This is a genomic window from Arthrobacter sp. 'calajunan' (assembly GCF_046940185.1).
Lineage (GTDB): Bacteria > Actinomycetota > Actinomycetes > Actinomycetales > Micrococcaceae > Glutamicibacter > Glutamicibacter soli.
In genome coordinates, this window is record NZ_JBKZDY010000011.1 from 56,980 (window position 1) to 75,187 (window position 18,208).

General features: G+C 62.8%; 12 protein-coding genes. 2 read left to right on the top strand and 10 right to left on the bottom strand.

Annotated features, from left to right (window positions below; genetic code table 11):
• Positions 1-46: 46 nt before the first annotated feature.
• The 7 genes from RF641_RS15215 to dinB form a co-directional block, all read right to left on the bottom strand.
• On the bottom strand, positions 47-1,639 hold the full coding sequence (locus RF641_RS15215) for a UDP-N-acetylmuramoyl-L-alanyl-D-glutamate--2,6-diaminopimelate ligase (protein ID WP_424573533.1): 1,593 nt from the start codon (positions 1,637-1,639) through the stop codon (positions 47-49).
• Entirely contained in the window at positions 1,633-3,447 is a 1,815-nt protein-coding gene (locus tag RF641_RS15220) for a peptidoglycan D,D-transpeptidase FtsI family protein (RefSeq protein ID WP_047119493.1), read from the bottom strand. The genes RF641_RS15215 and RF641_RS15220 overlap by 7 nt, the downstream gene beginning before the upstream one ends.
• A gap of 77 nt (positions 3,448-3,524) precedes the next feature.
• On the bottom strand, positions 3,525-4,145 hold the full coding sequence (locus tag RF641_RS15225; RefSeq protein ID WP_146955833.1) for a hypothetical protein: 621 nt from the start codon (positions 4,143-4,145) through the stop codon (positions 3,525-3,527).
• Positions 4,146-4,287: 142 nt separating this feature from the next.
• Positions 4,288-5,280 (bottom strand): 16S rRNA (cytosine(1402)-N(4))-methyltransferase RsmH, encoded by a 993-nt coding sequence (gene rsmH, locus RF641_RS15230; RefSeq protein ID WP_424573534.1) that lies wholly within the window; start codon positions 5,278-5,280, stop codon positions 4,288-4,290.
• 171 nt (positions 5,281-5,451) lie between these two features.
• Entirely contained in the window at positions 5,452-5,865 is a 414-nt protein-coding gene (mraZ, locus tag RF641_RS15235; RefSeq protein ID WP_047119495.1) for a division/cell wall cluster transcriptional repressor MraZ, read from the bottom strand.
• 492 nt (positions 5,866-6,357) lie between these two features.
• The gene (locus RF641_RS15240; RefSeq protein ID WP_047119496.1) at positions 6,358-6,741 is read right to left on the bottom strand and encodes a DUF3040 domain-containing protein; all 384 of its coding nucleotides are present in this window, start codon (positions 6,739-6,741) and stop codon (positions 6,358-6,360) included.
• Positions 6,742-6,922: 181 nt separating this feature from the next.
• The gene (gene dinB / locus RF641_RS15245; RefSeq protein ID WP_113606463.1) at positions 6,923-8,098 is read right to left on the bottom strand and encodes a DNA polymerase IV; all 1,176 of its coding nucleotides are present in this window, start codon (positions 8,096-8,098) and stop codon (positions 6,923-6,925) included.
• 157 nt (positions 8,099-8,255) lie between these two features.
• Here dinB and RF641_RS15250 point away from each other — a divergent pair, with 157 nt between their 5' ends.
• The gene (locus tag RF641_RS15250; protein ID WP_113606464.1) at positions 8,256-9,362 is read left to right on the top strand and encodes a polyprenyl synthetase family protein; all 1,107 of its coding nucleotides are present in this window, start codon (positions 8,256-8,258) and stop codon (positions 9,360-9,362) included.
• 96 nt (positions 9,363-9,458) lie between these two features.
• Here the strand turns inward: RF641_RS15250 and RF641_RS15255 are convergent, their stop codons facing one another.
• Complete coding sequence (locus tag RF641_RS15255) at positions 9,459-9,812, bottom strand: Rv2175c family DNA-binding protein (RefSeq protein WP_047119498.1); 354 nt, start codon at positions 9,810-9,812, stop codon at positions 9,459-9,461.
• 205 nt (positions 9,813-10,017) lie between these two features.
• Between RF641_RS15255 and RF641_RS15260 the strand changes: the two genes are divergently transcribed.
• On the top strand, positions 10,018-11,742 hold the full coding sequence (locus RF641_RS15260; RefSeq protein WP_424573535.1) for a LysM peptidoglycan-binding domain-containing protein: 1,725 nt from the start codon (positions 10,018-10,020) through the stop codon (positions 11,740-11,742).
• Between the two features lie 105 nt (positions 11,743-11,847).
• On the opposite strand, the gene RF641_RS15265 is transcribed toward RF641_RS15260, so the two are convergent.
• Together RF641_RS15265 and RF641_RS15270 are read right to left on the bottom strand one after the other, a co-directional pair.
• Positions 11,848-13,332: a sensor histidine kinase gene (locus tag RF641_RS15265; protein ID WP_047119499.1), complete on the bottom strand. Its 1,485-nt coding sequence runs from the start codon at positions 13,330-13,332 to the stop codon at positions 11,848-11,850.
• A gap of 9 nt (positions 13,333-13,341) precedes the next feature.
• Positions 13,342-18,156, bottom strand: coding sequence for an NAD-glutamate dehydrogenase (locus tag RF641_RS15270; protein ID WP_244910787.1), 4,815 nt, complete (start codon positions 18,154-18,156; stop codon positions 13,342-13,344).
• Positions 18,157-18,208 lie beyond the last annotated feature (52 nt).

Below are 18,208 nucleotides of genomic sequence, written 5' to 3' on the forward strand. Positions count from 1 at the left end.
ATAAGGACTTTACACTCGGGCGATGACGTTGGTGGACTTGGGCGTGCTAGGGAATGGTCACAAAACCATGAAGTTTCAGGGCATTGGCCAGTTCCACTCGATCGTCAAGCTCGACGTCCATTCCCGCGACGTCTTGGCTGACTTCGTGCCCGCGGCCTGCCACGAGGATCGCGTCGTTGGCTCCCGCCAAACTCACAGCAAACTCCACGGCTTTGGCGCGTGGCGCGATGTTGTGCAGCTGCACCTCGGGGCGTTCGGCCTCGATGGCGCGGGCGGCGCCGGCGGCCACCTGCTCGCGGATCGGGGCCGGGTCTTCCCCGTGCGGGTCGTCGTCGGTGACGATCACGATATCCGCGTGGCGTACCGCCACCGCGCCCATGTCCGGGCGCTTGGTGGTGTCGCGGTCGCCGGTAGCACCGAAGACGATGATGCGCCGTCCCCCGGGGCCCGGGCGCACCGAGTCCAGGGCCTTGGCCAGCGCGTCCGAATTGTGCGCGAAGTCAACCACTGCCACCGGCGACTCGCCGACCACCTGCATGCGTCCGGGCACCGCGACCGACAGCGGGTCGCTGGCGTCCAGCGCTTGCTGCAGCGCGTGAAGCGGCACCCCGCTGGCCAGCACCATCAGCGCCGCCAGCGCCGCGTTGGCCACGTTGAACATGCCAGGCAGCCCGGTGCGGGTGCTCAGGGTGCGTCCGTCGCGGTGGGTGATGTTGAAGCTGTGGCCCAGGCCCGAGTGCTGCAGGTTCTCCACACGCCAGTCGGCGCCCGGGTGACCGGCATCCAGGCTCAGCGCTTCCGTGGGGACCAGCGCGCGGTCGGCCAGCTGCTGGCCGTACGCGTCGTCGACCATCACCACGGCGCGTTGGCTTCGCTCGGGGGTGAACAGCTGGGCCTTGGTCTCGAAGTACTCCTGCATGGTCCCGTGCAGGTCCAGGTGGTCCTGGGTGAGGTTGGTGTAGCCGGCGACCGCGAAGGACAGGGCATCCACCCGACCGTAGCTCAGCGAGTGGCTGGAGACCTCCATGGCCACCGCGTCGACCTGCTGCTCGGCCATGCTGGCCAGCACCCCGTGCAGCTGGGTGGATTCCGGGGTGGTGAGCACGCTGGGAATGATCTGCCCGCGCGCGGACATCTCGATGGTGCCGACCAGACCGGTCTCCGTGCCCAGGGCCTCCAGGATGGAGCGGATCATGAAGGTGGTGGTGGTCTTGCCGTTGGTGCCGGTTACGCCGAACAGCTGCGGGCAGCGGGTGGCGGTGCCGTAGATGCACTGGGCCGCGGCGGCGGCGACGGCCCGCACGTTCTCCACGGTCGCCACCGGCAGCTGGAAGTCCGCCGGCAGATGGGCCAGGCCCTGGGCGTCGGTGATCAGTGCAAGTGCCCCGTTGGCCACCGCGGTGGCGGCGAACTCCGCCCCATGGCGGCGCGCTCCGGAGATCGCCAGGAAGACATCCCCGGGCTGCACCACCTGCGGGTTCAGGCTGACCCCGCGAACCAAGGGGTTCGCCGCCGGGTTCAGCGAACCGCGCACGGCGCCGAGCGCCGCGCACAGTCCCTCGAAGCTGGTTTCCGCAACTGACTGCGGACGCAAATGACGTTCCAGCGCGCGCGGCGTGCCGGGTTCCTGGACTACCAAGGTTTCTTTTGTTCCTCACCTACAAAGACGTCGTACGCCTCTGAATCGCTTGTGCTCGGTGGCACGTTGTACGTATTCAACGTATGGCTCATCACTTCGGTGAACGTGTCCGCCACCGTGAAGTTGCGCCAATTGCCCTGCGGCCGGTACATCGTGGCTACGACCACGTACTGCGGGTCGTCCAGCGGGGCGACGCCGGCGAAGGAGTACGTGTAACCGTCATAGCCCTTCGCGCTGGCGGCCTGGCCGGTTCCGGACTTACCGCCAACGCGGTAGCCCGGTATCTTCATTTTAGTACCGGTTCCCGACTCAACGACCGATTCCATGAGTTTGAGCATCTCGGATGATGTTGATTCCTTCACAACCCGGGTTTCCTTGCGCTCGGCCGGTTCGGAGATCGAGCCGTCCTCGTTGCGGTAGCCGTCGATCAGGCTGGGCTGGATGCGCACGCCGCCGTTGGCCAACGTCTGGAAGATGGATGCGGTGTGCAGAGCGGTCTGCGAGTAGCCCTGCCCGAACATCGTGGTGTACTGCTGGCGGCGGTCCCAGGTTTCCGGGGCGGCCAGCTGTCCGGCGCTAGCGCCGTTCAGTCCGACGTCGATCGGGGTTCCCAGGCCGAAGGCACGCATGTAGTCGTAGCGGGTCTGCTTGCTGACCTGATTGCCCACCATCACCGTGCCGGTGTTGTAGGAGCGGGCGAAGATGCCAGCCGCCGTCATGTCGTAGGTGGCGTGCGGCAGCGAGTCGTTGATGGTCTCCTTGGTGAACGTCTTCTTGTTCGGGACCTTGAACTCGTCCAGGGGCTTGACCTTGCCCTGGTCGATGGCCGCGGCGAAGATCGCCGCCTTGCCCGTGGAGCCCGGCTCGAAGGCGCGGGTGATGGAGACCGAGCGGCGGAATTCAGGTTCGGTGGCGCCCGGGTTGTTGGGGTCCAGCTCTGCCGAGTCGCCGATGGCCAGCAGCTTGCCGGTCTTGACCTCCTGCACGATGACGGTGGCCCACTCGGCGTTGAACTGCTTCTGCTTGGCTTCCGCCGCGCGCTGGGCCACGTACTGGATGTCGTTGTCGATGCTCAGCAGCACGTCCTGGCCGTTCACTGCGGGGGTCTCTTCCAGTTCGGTGGTCGGGATGCGCACGCCGTCGGCGCTGACCTCGAACTTGCGTTTGCCGGCGGTGCCGGCGAGATGGTCTTCCTGGCTCAGTTCAAGGCCTTCGGCGCCGACGACGCCCTTCTGGTCCTCGGAGTTCCGTACGAAGCCCAGCAGCGGGCCGGCGATGACGCCCTGCGGGTACTGGCGTTCGCTGCGCAGCACCGAGTTCAGTCGCGGAATGCCGATTTCCATGACCTCGTTGCGAACCTCGGGGGTGACGCTCTTGGCGATCATGACGTAGCCCTTGGGCTTTGCGCCGTCCTGCGGGCGGATGGCCTTGGTCAGCTCGTCGACATCCTGGTCGAGCACCTCGGCCAGTTCCTTGATTGCTTGTTCCCAGGAAATCCGCTCGCGGGAGTTGGAGCCGTCGCGCGCCTTGCGCCGGATGGTGTCCTTCTGGTCCCGCTGGTCGACAACCAGGTCGTAGCGGTCCACCGACACGGCGAGGACGTTGCCGTTCTTGTCCAGGATGGATCCGCGGGTGGGGGCGATGGTCTCCACGCGGTTGCGCGTATCGGCCGCTTCCTTGGCCGCCGCCGCGGGGTTGATGCCCTGCACCCAGAAGAGTCGACCGGCGATGATGACCAGCAGCAGGATGGACAGCAGCAAGACGAAGCGCATGCGTTTCTTCGCGGTATCAGCGACAGTCGAACTCACGGTGAACCCAACTTTCCTTCATCGTGGATTGGTGACAGCCAAGTTGCCGCCCTGTGTTCAAGCTTAGGAAGCGAACCTTAGTCCGTCGGGGATTTCATGGTCGGCGCCGGAATCGTGCCGCCGTTGAGCTCGCCTTCGGTGAATACGGGGCGTCCGTCGTCCCCGACCTTGCGTTCGACCGTCTCCGGCTTGGTCTCTGCTGCCGCGGCCTTCTCAGGCTTTTCGGAAGTCTGCTTGCCAACCGTGGTTTCGGGCGTCGTGGACTTCGCTTTCTCTTCAGCGGCCTTGGCCTTCTTGCTGCCGTTGATGATTTCGCCCGGTAGCGGCAGAGTGTCGTAATTCGTCGCGTTCTTGTCGCCCTTGACCGCTTCTTCAGCTGGCTGGGTGATCTTTCCCTCAGAGAGGTCAATCAGTCCGGGCGCACCCGGGGCGACGAGTCCGAGGTCGGAAGCCTTGCGAGCCAGTGCCTGCGGTGCCGAGAGCGACTGGGCATCCTTGAGCAACGCCTGGTTCTCCTGGGAGAGGGCGCGTTCCTGATTGCGCAGGGAAACGATGTCGTACTGGCGCTGGGCCACCGAGGTGTTCATCAGGACCAGGGCCACGATGACCGCGACGAATAACATGACCATGACCACCGAGGTGACGACCATGGATCGCTTGTTCGTCTCGTTGATCCGTGGGACCAACGAAAGAGTCACGCGCTGAGGCGTGTCAGCAAACTTGAGATCGCTAGCGGAAACGGGCTCGGGGCGCACGGCGCGGGCAGCACTGCCGTCAACAACTGGTTGGGCAGTCATGGCTGCGTTCTTTTGCACTCGGCGCTGGGCTCGTTGGCTCATACTAGCTCCTCTTCAGAACTCGTTCCACGGCCCGCAGGCGGGCTGAGGCGGCACGTGAATTTTCTGCAATTTCAGCTTCGCTGGGCTTTTCGGTTCCCTTGGTGAGAACCTTGAACTCAGCTTTGTGTTCCTCCAGCTCAACCGGGAATCCCGGAGGGGCCGAGGAGGTCGATCCCTGGACGAAGTGTCGTTTGGTGATCTTGTCTTCCAGCGAGTGGTAGCTCATGACCACCACTCGGCCTCCGATGTTCAGTGCGCCCATGGCGGCCGGGATGGCTCGCTCCAGGACGTCCAGTTCTTCGTTCACGGCGATGCGCAGTGCCTGGAAGGTTCGCTTGGCCGGATGCCCGTGGTTGCGGGCCGCCGCGGCGGGAACAACGGATCGAATGACGTCCACCAGCTGGGCGGTGGTGGTGATCCGTGCCTTGGCCCGGGCTTCGACAATCGCAGTGGAGATCCTGCCGGCGAATTTCTCTTCGCCCCATTGGCGGATGATCCGCAGCAGTTCCTCGCGTTCAAGTTCGTTGACCAGATCTTCAGCGGTAGGTCCGGCCGAGGTATCCATACGCATGTCCAGCGGAGCATCATAGGAGTAGGCGAACCCCCGTTCACGCTCATCTAGCTGGAGGGAGGAGACGCCGAGGTCGAACAGCACGCCGTCGACGCCGGGGAAACCGAGATCGGCTACAACGTCGGCGATCTCGTCGTAGACCGCGTGGACGAGGTCGATGCGGTCCTCGAAGGGACGCAGACGGGCCCCGGCAAGCTCGTGGGCTTGCTCGTCGCGGTCCAGGCCGATCAGGTGGAGATTCTCGAACCGCTGGAGGATGGCCTCCGAATGGCCGCCCATGCCCAGGGTGCAGTCGACGACGATTGCCCGACGTTCCTCTGCGTTGGCTCGTTCAATACCCGGAGCCAGCAGATTGACGCAACGATCCAGAAGTACCGGAACATGTCGTTCTGATGCTGGTCGCTGGGAATCCTGATTCGTCACTGCGCCCCCTTTCGCGTTCAAATCGGTGCTGAGATCAGATCCCCCTCCAACCGTTGACGGCGAGACATTCTGGCTCCGGGGAAGTGAAGCCAGAAGATTTCGCCTTCAAGGTGGCTGGAGATCTCATCCCAGCTGCTTGGTTGACCTGAGTGGCCGCCCCTGATCGGACGACTAATCCTCGTCGGTCTCGGAAAACACTTCTTCCTGTTCCTGCAGGTACTGCTGCCACGCTGCGGAATCCCAGATCTCGATGCGGTTACCCGCACCAATCACCGTTACCTCGCGGTCGAGACCGCCATAGGTGCGAAGCACCTGCGGGATTGTGACTCGCCCCTGCTTGTCGGGAACTTCATCAGACGCACCGGAAAGGAACACGCGGGCATAGTCCCTGGCCTTGCGGGACGTCAGCGAAGCCTGAGCAAGTTGCTCATGTTGCTTCTCGAACTCTCGTTGGCTGAAGACGTAGATGCAGCGTTCCTGTCCCCGGGTCAAGACCAGCCCATAAGCTAACTCGTCACGGTATTTGGCAGGCAGAATCAGGCGCCCCTTTTCGTCGAGTCGCGGCGTGTAAGTTCCAAGGAACATGCACACCGCCTTTCTCCGCGAAGTGGTCAGAATCCCCGATTCCCTCTACTGCACTCCACTTTACTCCACAACCCTCCACTGTCAACGCACCTACCTGGGTTTGCCGAAGGTTTAGACATAAAAAATAGCGTATTTCCGCGTGTTTAAAGGAGAAAATGCAGTGGAGGCTCCAGGGGCAGCTGTGGACCGAAAAGTGCGGAAGAATCCCTATAAGGCGCGAAAATGCACGTGTTTTCGGGATTTGGGCCCTCAGTGGTGGAAGGTGGAGGGGCTTGGGGAGGGAAGTGGAGTCGGTGGTTCGACAACCAGAAATGGTTCCCTAGGAAATTGCCGAGAATCGCAATCCCGGCCATGTCGGCGGCGAGGCACCGCGCAGGACCTTCCGGCCGCCCAAAGCGCCATCATGCCGCACGGCCTGTGGAATGGCCCAAAAGACAATTTAAAAAACAAAGAGGTGCAACCCTCGGGTTACACCTCTAAATGCGATCAGCTCTAGCCGTCAGACTGGTCCCGCTTGCGCTGGTTCCACTTTTCTTCGAGTCCACTCATGAACTGAGAATTGTTCTTGGCATTGGATCCTGCGCGGGGCTTGGCGCCCTGGCCGATTTTTCCTGCTGCCGACTTCTTCAACGCCAACATGACTCCACCGAACATCACCGCGAATCCGATGACACCAACAACGATGATCTGCTGGGAGATACCGAAAATCAAACCGGCCAGCCCGAGAATGACCAAGAGGATACCCAGCGCGATGTTGCGGGTTGAAAGCCGCCCCGTGCTTGATGGGGCTTTCATGTTGGAGGCAAAGCGACGGTCTTCGTGCAGCTGCTTTTCCAACTGCTCCAACAGACGCTGCTCGTGTTCCGATAGCGGCATCGCCTTCTCCTTCCAATGACTTTCAGACGATCATGCACCGTCTACAGGTTCAACGCCTCATGCTCGGGAAAAGTTCCCAGTCATAATTCGAACCCACTTCTAGGATAGTCTCTTTTGACGTCGCCCTGCTAGTTGATCTTAACCACTGTTAACTTAGGCATTGGTAGGCAAAACATGCTCTTTACTCCTTGGGTCGCAGAAAACGCGCCGGACCGGTGGAGGACGTCGGGAATTTCTGGCTGATCAGGTCGGCGATCCGCTCGGCCTCCCGTGTTTTTTCGTCTCTGGGATCCAGGCTCAGCTGAATCCCCTGTGCCGAGTCTTCAAGCCGTTCGGCTCTGACCCCAAGCAGCCTGATGGGCTGGGCCAGCGGCCACAGGTTGCGGAACAGGCTAATCGCTTCGGAACTGATCATCGAAGATGAATCTGTTGCGGCGGCGAGGGTCTTGGACCTGTTGATCCCACTGAAATCCTGGTACTTCAACTTGATTCCCACGCCGCGAGCCACTTTGTCTTGGGCGCGCAACCGCTGGCCGACCCGGTGCCCGAGCCTCAGCAGTTCGCGCTCCAGTACGTCCTTGTCCCGGATATCCGTGGAAAATGTATGTTCGGCGGAAAGGCTCTTCTCCTCCCGCACGGGTTGCACCGGGCGGTTATCTATGCCCTGGGACAGCAAATACAGAGCCCGGCCATGCTCCCCGAATTTCTGTACGAGCCGAGATTCAGGTTCGGCCGCGAGCTGGGCCACGGTGTCGATGCCCAGCGAGTGGAGCTGGTCTGCCGTTCGTTTGCCCACTCCCCACATCTTGGTGACCGGAAGCTGATGCAGGAATTCCAGGGTGCGTTCCGGCGCGACGACCGTCATCCCGTTCGGCTTGGCATACGTCGAAGCCAACTTGGCCACGAACTTGTTGCGGGCGATGCCAACGCTGGAAGGCAGGCCGAATTCGCTCTGGATGTGCTCTCGAATCCGCCGGCCGATGGCAACCGGCCCTCCGAGCATCCTCATGCTCCCGGTAACGTCGAGGAATGCCTCATCGACGCTGACCTGTTCCACCACCGGGGTCACGGTGTGCAGGTAAGCCATGATCCGTTCGGAAATGGCGTTGTACTTGCCGTGGACCGGCTCGACAATGTTTGCTTCGGGCATCAGCGCAATCGCCTGGCTCATCGGCATGGCCGAATGAACTCCCCTGGCCCGGCAGTCGTAGGAGGCCGACAGGACCACACTGCGCCCACCCGGGAATCCGACGATCACTGGCTCGCCGAGAAGTTCGGGATGGTCGATAAGTTCCACCGAGACGAAAAAGGCATCCATGTCCACGTGCAGGATCGCGCGATGCTCTTTGTCATTCATGACAGCTATATTAGTGCGCGCTTCCGACAGTGCGCTGGCGGCCGAACACCCCGGAACTGCATTTGCACTTGCCCATGGCATCCGGGAAATATCCTCCCGGATTCCCGGTAGAGTTGATCCTAGCCATCTGCCCCTTCACGCGGAGAATTGATTTTGCATGTCGTTGCCTGAAACCGTCTCGGCCTTTGAGCCTGAAGTCCAGGAGCTGAGCCGGAGCTATACGGACGCCGTTGCCGCAAAGCTTGAGGACTTCCTTTCCGACAAGAATGATGAAGTCTCGTCAATTACCACCAGCGCAACTGAAATCGTCAACGCGATTCGGGATCTGACACGGGGCGGCAAGCGGCTCCGTCCGCTATTCGCCTACTGGGGATTCCTGGGCGCAGGCGGCGCCAGGGATTCTGCAGAGGTCATCCAGCTGGGCGCCGCGCTGGAGCTTTTCCAAGCCGCGGCGTTGATCCACGACGACATCATCGACAATTCGGATACCCGCCGCGGGCGTCCGAGTGTGCACAAGCACTTTGAAGCGCAGCACAAGTCGCTGGGCTTGTCCGGCAGCGCCGCGAACTACGGCATGGCCAGCGCCATCCTGACCGGCGATTTGTGCCTTTCGTTGAGTGAAGAGCTTTTCGCGGCGATTCCAAGCGTTGACGCCGCTACGCGCACCATCTTCAATCGCATGCGGACCCAGGTCATGGCCGGGCAGTATCTCGACGTACTCGAAGAGTCGGCCGGCCCCGCCTACGATCCGGCCGAAGCCGTGAAGCGCGCCCGGACCATCGTCCGCTACAAGTCGGCCAAGTACTCCACCGAGAATCCGATTCTGCTCGGCGGTGCGCTCGCCCGCGCGAACGTTGAGCTGCTCGATAGCTACAGCGCGTTCGCACTGCCCTTGGGCGAGGCGTTCCAGCTTCGAGACGACGTGCTGGGAGTCTTCGGCGATCCCGAGATCACCGGCAAGCCGGCCGGGGACGACCTGCGTGAAGGCAAGCGGACCGAACTCATCGCCCACGCACTGCTGCTGACGTCCCCTGAGGAACAGGACTTCATCCAGAACAGACTCGGCGCCCTGGACTTGTCCGACGCTGAAGTGCAGAAGCTCAGCACTATCCTGCAGGGCAGCGGTGCGTTGCAGGAGACCGAACGCAGCATCAGCGAACTAACTGTCCAGTCCTTGCAGGCTCTGGGAGAAATCCAGACCCACGACCTCGCGCTGGCCGGCATGAAGTTCCTCAGCGATGCAGTCACCAAACGCAGTAGCTAGCCCTGCGGAACATCACCGATAGATAACAATAGGTCTCGACTTTCCTTCCAAATAAAGGAATGTCGAGACCTATTCTTTATACAAAGCTTCGTGTATCTACCAAGCCAATGCTTGCGCGCGACGGCGAATCTCGGTCTTGCGGCCCGAGCGCAGCGCGTTCATCGGGGTGCCCGGAAGCGACTCGTCCTCGGTGAAGAGCCACTTGACGCTCTCTTCATCGGAGTAGCCCGAGTCCTTCAACACCGACAAGGTACCCTTGAGGCTCTCGACAACCGCGCCATCCTGAACGAATTCCGCAGGAACCGAACGAACCTTGCGCTCGCCGATGCGTAGAGCCACGATCGTACGCTCATCAAGCATGCGATGCACGCGGCGAATATCAATGTCTAGTTCTTCGGCCAGATCGGGCAGGGTCAGCCACTGGCCAACAAGTTCTTGAATGTCATTCACCCCTTAAGGTTCCCATAAATTGCGATTCACCGCAGAAACTTTGTTCAAACCAGTCACAGCTGTTTCCATGCGTCACATAAGTAGTGTAAATTTTCATGTATCACTTTGATAACAATTGCAACACAAACAACTCCTGAAGCAGCCGGTTCAGGTGCACTTGTGACTGTTCGCGATTATCGCAACCGTACAAATGAGGAATGACTCTATGCCCCACAAAGCGACCCATGTCTCCACGCATGCGCTAGGTGTTGTCGCAGGTGCAGCGATCCCCGCTGCTGTCATCGGCAGCCTCGCCTTGGCCCCGGCTGCGTACGCAGCGCCAGCAGTATCGGTAAACACCCCAGGCTCGGCCGCGAAGTCGGTAACACCCGAAAACATCAAGATCGCTGAAGATCAGATCAAGGCACACCTGATTGCTTCCCGCGTGCCTTCCCTGGGCCTGCCTGCCAAGGCCAGCACCAAGGAAATCAAGATCCCGGCAGGCGCCAGCTTGTCCAGCTTGGCGGTGGAGTACAAGACCACCGTTTCCAAGCTGAAAGACCTGAACGACCTCAAGAGCGACTTCATCGTCGCTGGCAAGACCTTGAAGGTGCCAGGCCACGGTTCCTCGTCGTCGAAGTCCTCGAAGTCTTCGAACACATCCGCAACCAGCAGCTACACCGTAAAGTCCGGCGACACGCTCAGCGCGATCGCGGCCAAGCACAAGATGAGCCTGTCCGACCTGCTGAAGAAAAACGACATCTCCTCCAGCACGAGGATCTTCCCGGGCGACAAGGTCAAGGTCGATGGCGGATCAGCCGAAAGCTCCAGCAAGCGGTCATCGTCGAGCAAGTCCTCGTCGACCAGTTCCGGCTCGGCCAGCTACACTGTGAAGGCCGGAGACACCCTCGGCGGCATTGCCATCAAGCACAACATGAGCCTCTCGGCTCTGCTGAGCAAGAACGGCATCTCGGCCAGCAAGCCGATCTTCCCGGGCGACAAGCTCACCATCAACGGCTCGGCCAACTCCTCCAGCTCCTCGGGCAAGTCCTCGTCTTCCTCGAAGCCTTCCGGCGAAGCGAGCTACACCGTGAAGTCGGGCGACACCCTCAGCGGCATCGCGTCCAAGAACGGCATGAAGCTGGGCACCCTGTTGAGCCTGAACGGCATTTCGGCTTCCAAGCCGATCTTCCCGGGCGACAAGATCAAGGTCTCGGGCAGCGCTTCGTCGTCCTCTTCGTCCTCCTCGTCGTCCAAGCCTTCGGGCGGATCGTCCAAGGCTTCGAGCTACGCGGTGAAGTCCGGCGACACCCTCGGCGGCATTGCGGCCAAGCACGGAATGAAGCTGTCAGACCTGCTGGACAAGAACCCGCAGCTGAGCACCTCGACCCCGCTGCAGATCGGGACCAAGGTCAAGGTCAGCGGCTCCTCGGTGTCCTCGACCTCCACCGGTGGATCCAAGAAGAAGATTGGCAACACCTTCCTCGGCCGCACCTATGCCGACCACGTGGTCAGCAGCGCGAACGAGAACAAGGACTACCTGGACTCGATCTCGGTGCCGAGCCGCAGCGAGATGCAACGCATTATCGTGTCCACCGCCAACCGCATGGGCGTTGACCCGGCGCTGGCGCTGGCGCACTCCATGCAGGAGTCGGGATTCAACATGCGTGCGGTCTCCCCCGCCAACGCCCTGGGCGCCATGCAGGTGATCCCGAGCACCGGCGAGTGGATGTCCTCCCGCCTGGGCAAGAAGCTGAACCTGCTCAACCCGCAGGACAACGTGACCGCAGGTGTTGCAGTCATCCGCTACAACCTCGACAACACCGACAACCTGGACGATGCCATCGCCGCGTACTACCAGGGCCTTGGCGGCGTGAAGAAGTACGGCATGTACGACGACACCAAGCGCTACGTGGCCAGCGTAAAGTCGTTGATGAAGCAGTACCGCTAAATACTGCGCAAGGGGCGGCCCGGAGAAGTTTCCACTTCTCCGGGCCGCCCCTTGCATTGCGCCCGGCGTGCGCGCACCAGCTGGCCGTTTCGCGGTCTTGCGACGCTAGGCCCGCCGATCCAGGGTCAGCGGCATTTCGATGACTACCCGCGTTCCCCCCTCGTCACCGGGCAGCCAGCGGATTTCCCCAGACAGCTCGCTGGTCACCAGGGTGCGCACGATCTGCAGGCCGAGACCTTCACGGCGCTCCCCTTCCGGCAGCCCGTGGCCGTCGTCCTCGATGGTCACCCTGAGCCAGTCCTTGGAGTCGGTGCCGAGATAGCGTTCGGCGATCAGTGCCACCTGTCCGTCGCGGTTGGCCAAGCCGTGCTCCACGGCATTGGTCACCAGTTCATTAATCACCAACGACAGCGGGGTGGCCAAGTCGGCGTCGAGCATGCCGAACTCCCCTTCGCGGCACGTGGAGATCTTCTGCCCCGGCGAAGCGATTTCAACGATCAGGCGGAACTGGCGGTCCATCAGGTCGTCAAACTTCACGGTTTCGTTCAGTCCCTTGGACAGGAAGTCGTGGACCGAAGCAATCGTGGATACCCGGCGCATGGCCTGTTCCAGACCCTGCTTGCCTTCGTCCGAGCTCATGCGCCGCGACTGCATGCGCAACAGCGCCGCCACGGTCTGCAGGTTGTTCTTCACCCGGTGGTGGATCTCGCGAATGGTCGCGTCCTTGGTCACCAGCTCCTTTTCACGCCGGCGCAGTTCCGAGACGTCCCGGCACAGGACCAGTGCGCCCCAGCGCTTGGATTCATCGCGCAGCGGGATAGCGCGCAGGGAGAGGGTGACGCCGCGGTACTCGACTTCAGTGCGCCACGGCATCTTGCCCTGGAGGACCAATGGGAGGGTTTCATCGACCACACGGCGGTCGCGAACCAGCGCCATGGTCAGGTCGGCCAGCGGCTGGCCCTGCAGCACGTCGGCGGCGCCGAGGCGGCGGAAAGCCGAGACCGCGTTGGGGCTGGCGAATTCCACCGTCCCTTCCACACTCAAGCGGATGAAGCCGTCGCCCACGCGGGGCGCACCGCGGCGCGAGCCGGTGGGGCTGGCGAAGTCGGGCCACAGCCCCTTGGTGCCCATGGCCAGCAAGTCGTCTGCGCTTTGCCGGTAGACGAGCTCCAAGTTCGAGGGGGTGCGCGACTGGTTGCGGTCGAAGTGCGAGGTGATCACCGCGACGGTCCGGTTCTGGCGAACCAGCGGGACAGCCTGAACGGTGGTCAGTCCAGGAATCAAATCGGCGCCGGGATGCTCGGCCGAACGCTGGATGGTTCGGCTGTCCCAGGCGCGGTCCACCATGATGCGCAGATCCTTGCGGATGCGCTCACCGACGAAGTCGGTGTGGAAGGTCGTGTGCGAGGTGGACGGGCGCACATGCGCCAAGGCGACATAGGATCCATCGCCGGTGGGGAACCAGAGCACCAGGTCTGCGAACGCGAGGTCCGCGACCAGCTGCCAATCCCCCACCAGCAGGTGGAGCCAGTCCTCATCACCGGGGCCGAGGTCGGCTTTTCGACGTAGATCTTCGGTGATGAGGGCCATTAGGGGTGATTACCTCCGGACGATGGAACGCAGCAGGCGAAGGGCCACGGACAGCGATGCCATGTCATCGCGTTCCAGGCTGTTCACTTCAGCGAACATTGCCTTCGCACGATCCAGATTAGCCGCGTTTGCCTCTTCCCACGCCGCAACACGCTCTGCCACGTCGGTGATCTGGCCCGAGGATTCCAGAACGTCGTTGGTCAGGTCGATGATCGTGCTGTACAGGTCGTCTCGCATGGCCGCGCGGGCCAGCGCCTGCCAGCGGTCGGATCGCGGCAGGTTGGTGATGCGGTTCAGCAGCGTGTCGACATTGAACAGGTTGTAGAGCATGAAGTAGGTCTGCGAGACCTTCTCCACGTCCTCCTGGGTGCGGTGCACCAGATCCGCCACGTCCAGCAGCGCGAAGGATTCGAACTGCGAGGCCCACATGCTGGCGCGGCGTTCGCCGATGCCGTTGGCCAACGCATCCGCATGCCACTGCTGGAAACGTTCCTGGTCGTCGCCGCGCAGCAGCTGCGGCAGCTCTTCGCGCAGCTGGGTCACGATCGACTCGTAGCGCTCCACCGCCTGGCCGACCAGCAGTTCCTGGTCGACGCGGTTGATGAACCAGCGGGTGGCCCGGTCCAGCAGGCGGCGCATGTCGTGGTGCTGGCGTCCCCAGTAGTCCACGTCGGTGCCGGCAGGCTGGGAGTTGATCGCGTCGAATTGAGCGTCGAAGCGGTAGACCTCGCGCAGGGCGCAGAAGACCTTGGCGATGTGCACTTCGCTGGCGCTGGTTTCCTCCATCGCGCGGAACACATAGGTGATGCCGCCGATGTTCACCATGTCGTTGGCGATCACCGTGGCGATGATCTCCTTGCGCAGCGGATGGGACTGCAGCTGGTCTCCGAATCGCTCCACCAGGTGCTCCGGGAAGTACCGGCGCATGGTCTGCGCGAAGTATGGGTCATCGGCCAGGTCGGATTCGGACAAGGCGTGGGCCAGCTGGATCTTCGCGTAGGCGGCCAGCACCGACAGCTCCGGTGCGGTCATGACGCCGCCGGCGGCACGGCGCGCTTCCAGCTCCTCGGAGCTGGGCAGGAACTCCAGTTCCCGGTTCAGGTCCGCGTGCACCTCGAGCCACTGCATCAGACGCTCGTAGGCCGGAGCCCAGGTCTGCGCGGCATGCTTTTCGTTCAGCAGCAGCACGTTCTGGTTGAAGTTGGTCTGCAACACCAGGTCGCCCACGTTGTCGGTCATCGACAGCAGGAATTCCTTGCGCTCGGCTGGATCGATGTTGCCGGCCTTGATCTGGCGGTCAACGAAGATCTTGATGTTCACCTCGCGGTCGGAGGTGTCCACGCCGGCCGAGTTGTCAATGGCGTCGGTGTTCAGGATGACCCCGTTCAGCGCCGCCTCGATGCGACCCAGCTGGGTCATGCCCAAGTTGCCGCCTTCGCCGACGACCTTCACCCGCAGATCCGCACCGTCCACGCGGATCGAGTCGTTGGCCCGGTCGCCGACCTGGCCGTGGCTCTCCGCGGAGGACTTCACGTAGGTGCCGATGCCGCCGTTGTACAGCAGGTCGACCGGGGCCGAAAGGATGGCCTTAAGCAGCTCGTTCGGCGACATGGCCGTGACCGAGGCGTCCAGACCCAGGACCTCGCGGACCTCCGGGCTGACCGGCACCGACTTCAAGCTGCGCGAGTAGACGCCGCCGCCGGCGGAGATCAGCTCGCGGTTGTAGTCCGCCCAGCTGGAACGCGGCAGGTGGTAGAGGCGCTCGCGCTCCTCGAAGGCTGCTTCCGGGTTCGGGGTCGGGTCCAGAAAGATGTCTCGGTGGTCGAATGCGGCGACCAGCTTGATCGTCTTGGTGCGTCGCAGGCCGTTGCCGAACACGTCACCGGACATGTCGCCCACGCCCACCGCGGTGAACTCCTGGGTCTGGGTGTCGATGCCCAGCTCGAAGAAGTGGCGCTTGACCGATTCCCAGGCGCCGCGGGCGGTGATGCCCATGCCCTTGTGGTCGTAGCCTACCGAGCCGCCGGACGCGAAGGCGTCGCCCAGCCAGTGGCCCTTTTCCTCGGAGATCTCGTTCGCGGTGTCGGAGAAGCTCGCGGTTCCCTTGTCGGCGGCGACCACCAGGTAGGTATCGTCCCCGTCTCGGCGCACCACGTTCGGCGGGGCCACGACGTGCTCGCCGTTCTCGTCGGACACCAGGTTGTCGGTCAGCTCCAGCAGGGTGCGGATGAAAACGCGGTACGCGCCCTTGCCTTCCTCCATCCAGGCGCCGCGGTCAACGGCCGGGTTGGGCAGCTGCTTGGCGTAGAAGCCGCCCTTCGCGCCGGTCGGCACGATCACGGAGTTCTTCACCATCTGCGCCTTGACCAGCCCCAGCACCTCGGTGCGGAAATCCTCTCGGCGATCCGACCAGCGCAGGCCGCCGCGGGCGACGGCGCCGAAGCGGAAGTGGGTTCCTTCAACACGCGGCGAGTAGACCCACAGCTCGTGCTTCGGACGCGGGAACGGAGCGAAGTCGATTTCCTCCGGAGCCAGCTTGAAGGCCAGCGCCTGCTGGTTCTCGGCGTAGTAATTGGTGCGCTTGGTGGCCTCGATGACCTTGACGAAACGGCGCAGCAGGGTGTCGGCGTCCAGCGTCGGCACGGCCTCTAGGGCTTCGGTGATCTTCTCATGGGCGGAGGCGCGCAGCGCCTGCGACTGCTCGGCGCTCAGCTTCGGGTCGAAGGTGGCGTGGAACAGTTCCACGATGCCGTGGGTGACTGCGGCGTTGCTGACCAAGGCGTTGGCGATGAAGCCGGTCGAGTTCGGCACACCCAGCTGCAGCAGGTAGTGGGCGTAGCCGCGCAGCATCGCGACTTCCTGCCAGTCCAGGCCTTCGCGCAGCACCAGGGCGTTGAGGCTGTCGGATTCGGCGTCGTTGCGGACCACCGCGGCGTAGGCGGCGGCCAGCTTGTCCTGGATGGCGGAGAAGTCGACGGACTCGTCGACCTTCAGGCCCATGTCGTAGATGAAGCGCTGGCCGATGCCCTCCGGGTTCAGCTCGTACGGGCGCTCGTCAACGACGTCCAGGCCGAGGTCCTGCAGCACCGGCAGGATGCGCGAAAGCAGCAGCGGGCGGTCGACGTAGATCTTCATGCGCTTGGTGACCAGCGCGTCTTCGTCGTCGGTCTTCGGGTCGTAGAAGGAGACGACCGGGCCGGCGGCGGCCGCAGGCTCCTGCAGCTCGGCGAGCAGCTCGATGTCGTTCAGCGCGTCGTCGATTTCGAACTGGACCTTGTAGGAGGCGGGGAAGGCCTCGGCCCAGGTGTTGGACAGCTGGTTGGCCACGCCGGCTTCCAGGCTGTCGCGGGCGGCGTCGACGATGGCGTCGGACCAGGAGCGCACTGCCATGGCGATGCGGTTCTCCAGGGCCTTGCGGTCGACGACCGGGGCCAGGCCGTGGCGCTGCAGGCGCAGGCGGTAGAACAGGCGCACCAGCGCGCCGGAACCCAGCTGGGCCTCGTATTCCACGGAGTCGGCGTTGAAGGAGGTCTGCAGTTCATGCTCCACGCGGTGGCGGACCATGGTGGAGAAGCGGTCGCGCGGAATGTAGACCATGGCGGTGACGAAGCGGCCGTAGTCGTCGGTGCGGATGAATACCGAGGTGCGGCGGCGCTCCTGCAGGCGCAGGATGCCCAGGGCGGTGGAGGTCAGGTCTTCCACGGAGATTTGGAACATCTCATCGCGCGGGTAGGTCTCCAGGATGGTGGTGATGTCCTTGCCCGAATGCGAGTTGCGGGCGAATCCGGTATTCTTCAGCACGGCCTTGACCTTTTCGCGCACGACCGGGACGGACTTCACGCTGGAGGTGTACATGCTGGAGGAGAACAGGCCGATAAAGCGGCGTTCGCCGTTGACCTCGCCGTTGGCGTCGAAGCTCTTGACGCCCACGTAGTCCAGGTAGACGCCGCGGTGCACGGTCGAGCGGGCATTGGCCTTGGTGACGATCAGCGCGCGCTTGTCGCGGGCGGTGATGCGGCCTCGCTTGGTCAGGTGCTGCGGGCCCTGGTTTTCCAGTTCGCGCATCAGGCCCAGACCGGTGCCGGGGCGGGCCACCAGGACGTCTTCGCCGTTCACGGTGTCCAGGTCGTATTCGCGGTAGCCCAGGAAGGTGAACTTGTCGTCAGCCATCCAGTTCAGCAGCTCCACGGCTTGCTCCAGCTCGGCGATCTGGCCGGCGTTGGTGGTCTGCGGCAGGCTCTCGGCGATGGCCTTGGCCTGGTCCAGCATGGCCGGCCAGTCCTTCACGGCGACGCGCACGTCACCCAGGACGTGGTAGAGGTCGGTGATGATGGCTTCGGCCTGCTCGTCGCTCAGCTCGCGGGCAAGCTCCACCGAGATCCACGATTCGATCTTGGTCAGCGAGTCGGAGGAGACCAATGTGCTCAAATCCGACAGCGCAGCGGTGTCGCCGCTGGCCATGTGCTGGGTGCCGGTGTGGCGTAGGTTCTGGATCTGGCCGTTGGCGCGGTCGCGGGAAACCACGAAGGTCGGGTGGACCACAAGCTGGATGGGTGCTTCTCGTTTGACGAGCGCCGCGGTGACCGAGTCCACCAGGAACGGCATGTCGTCGGTGACAATGTTGACCACCGAGATGCCCGCATTGCGGGTGATGGCGACGTTGGCGTGATCAGCTTCGCGCTGATAGCCGATTTCCAGATGGGCGGCAACACGCGATTCGAGTTCGTTGGGCCTGTAGGCCGCAACATCCTCTTTCGCGATCTGGCCGTAGTACTCGCTCACCAGGGTTGGGGTGAGAGTCTCCTCCATGAATGATTCAGTCATGCTGGAATCCGACGAGTTCAAGTGAACGCCTCCAAGAACGGTTCGATTGGTC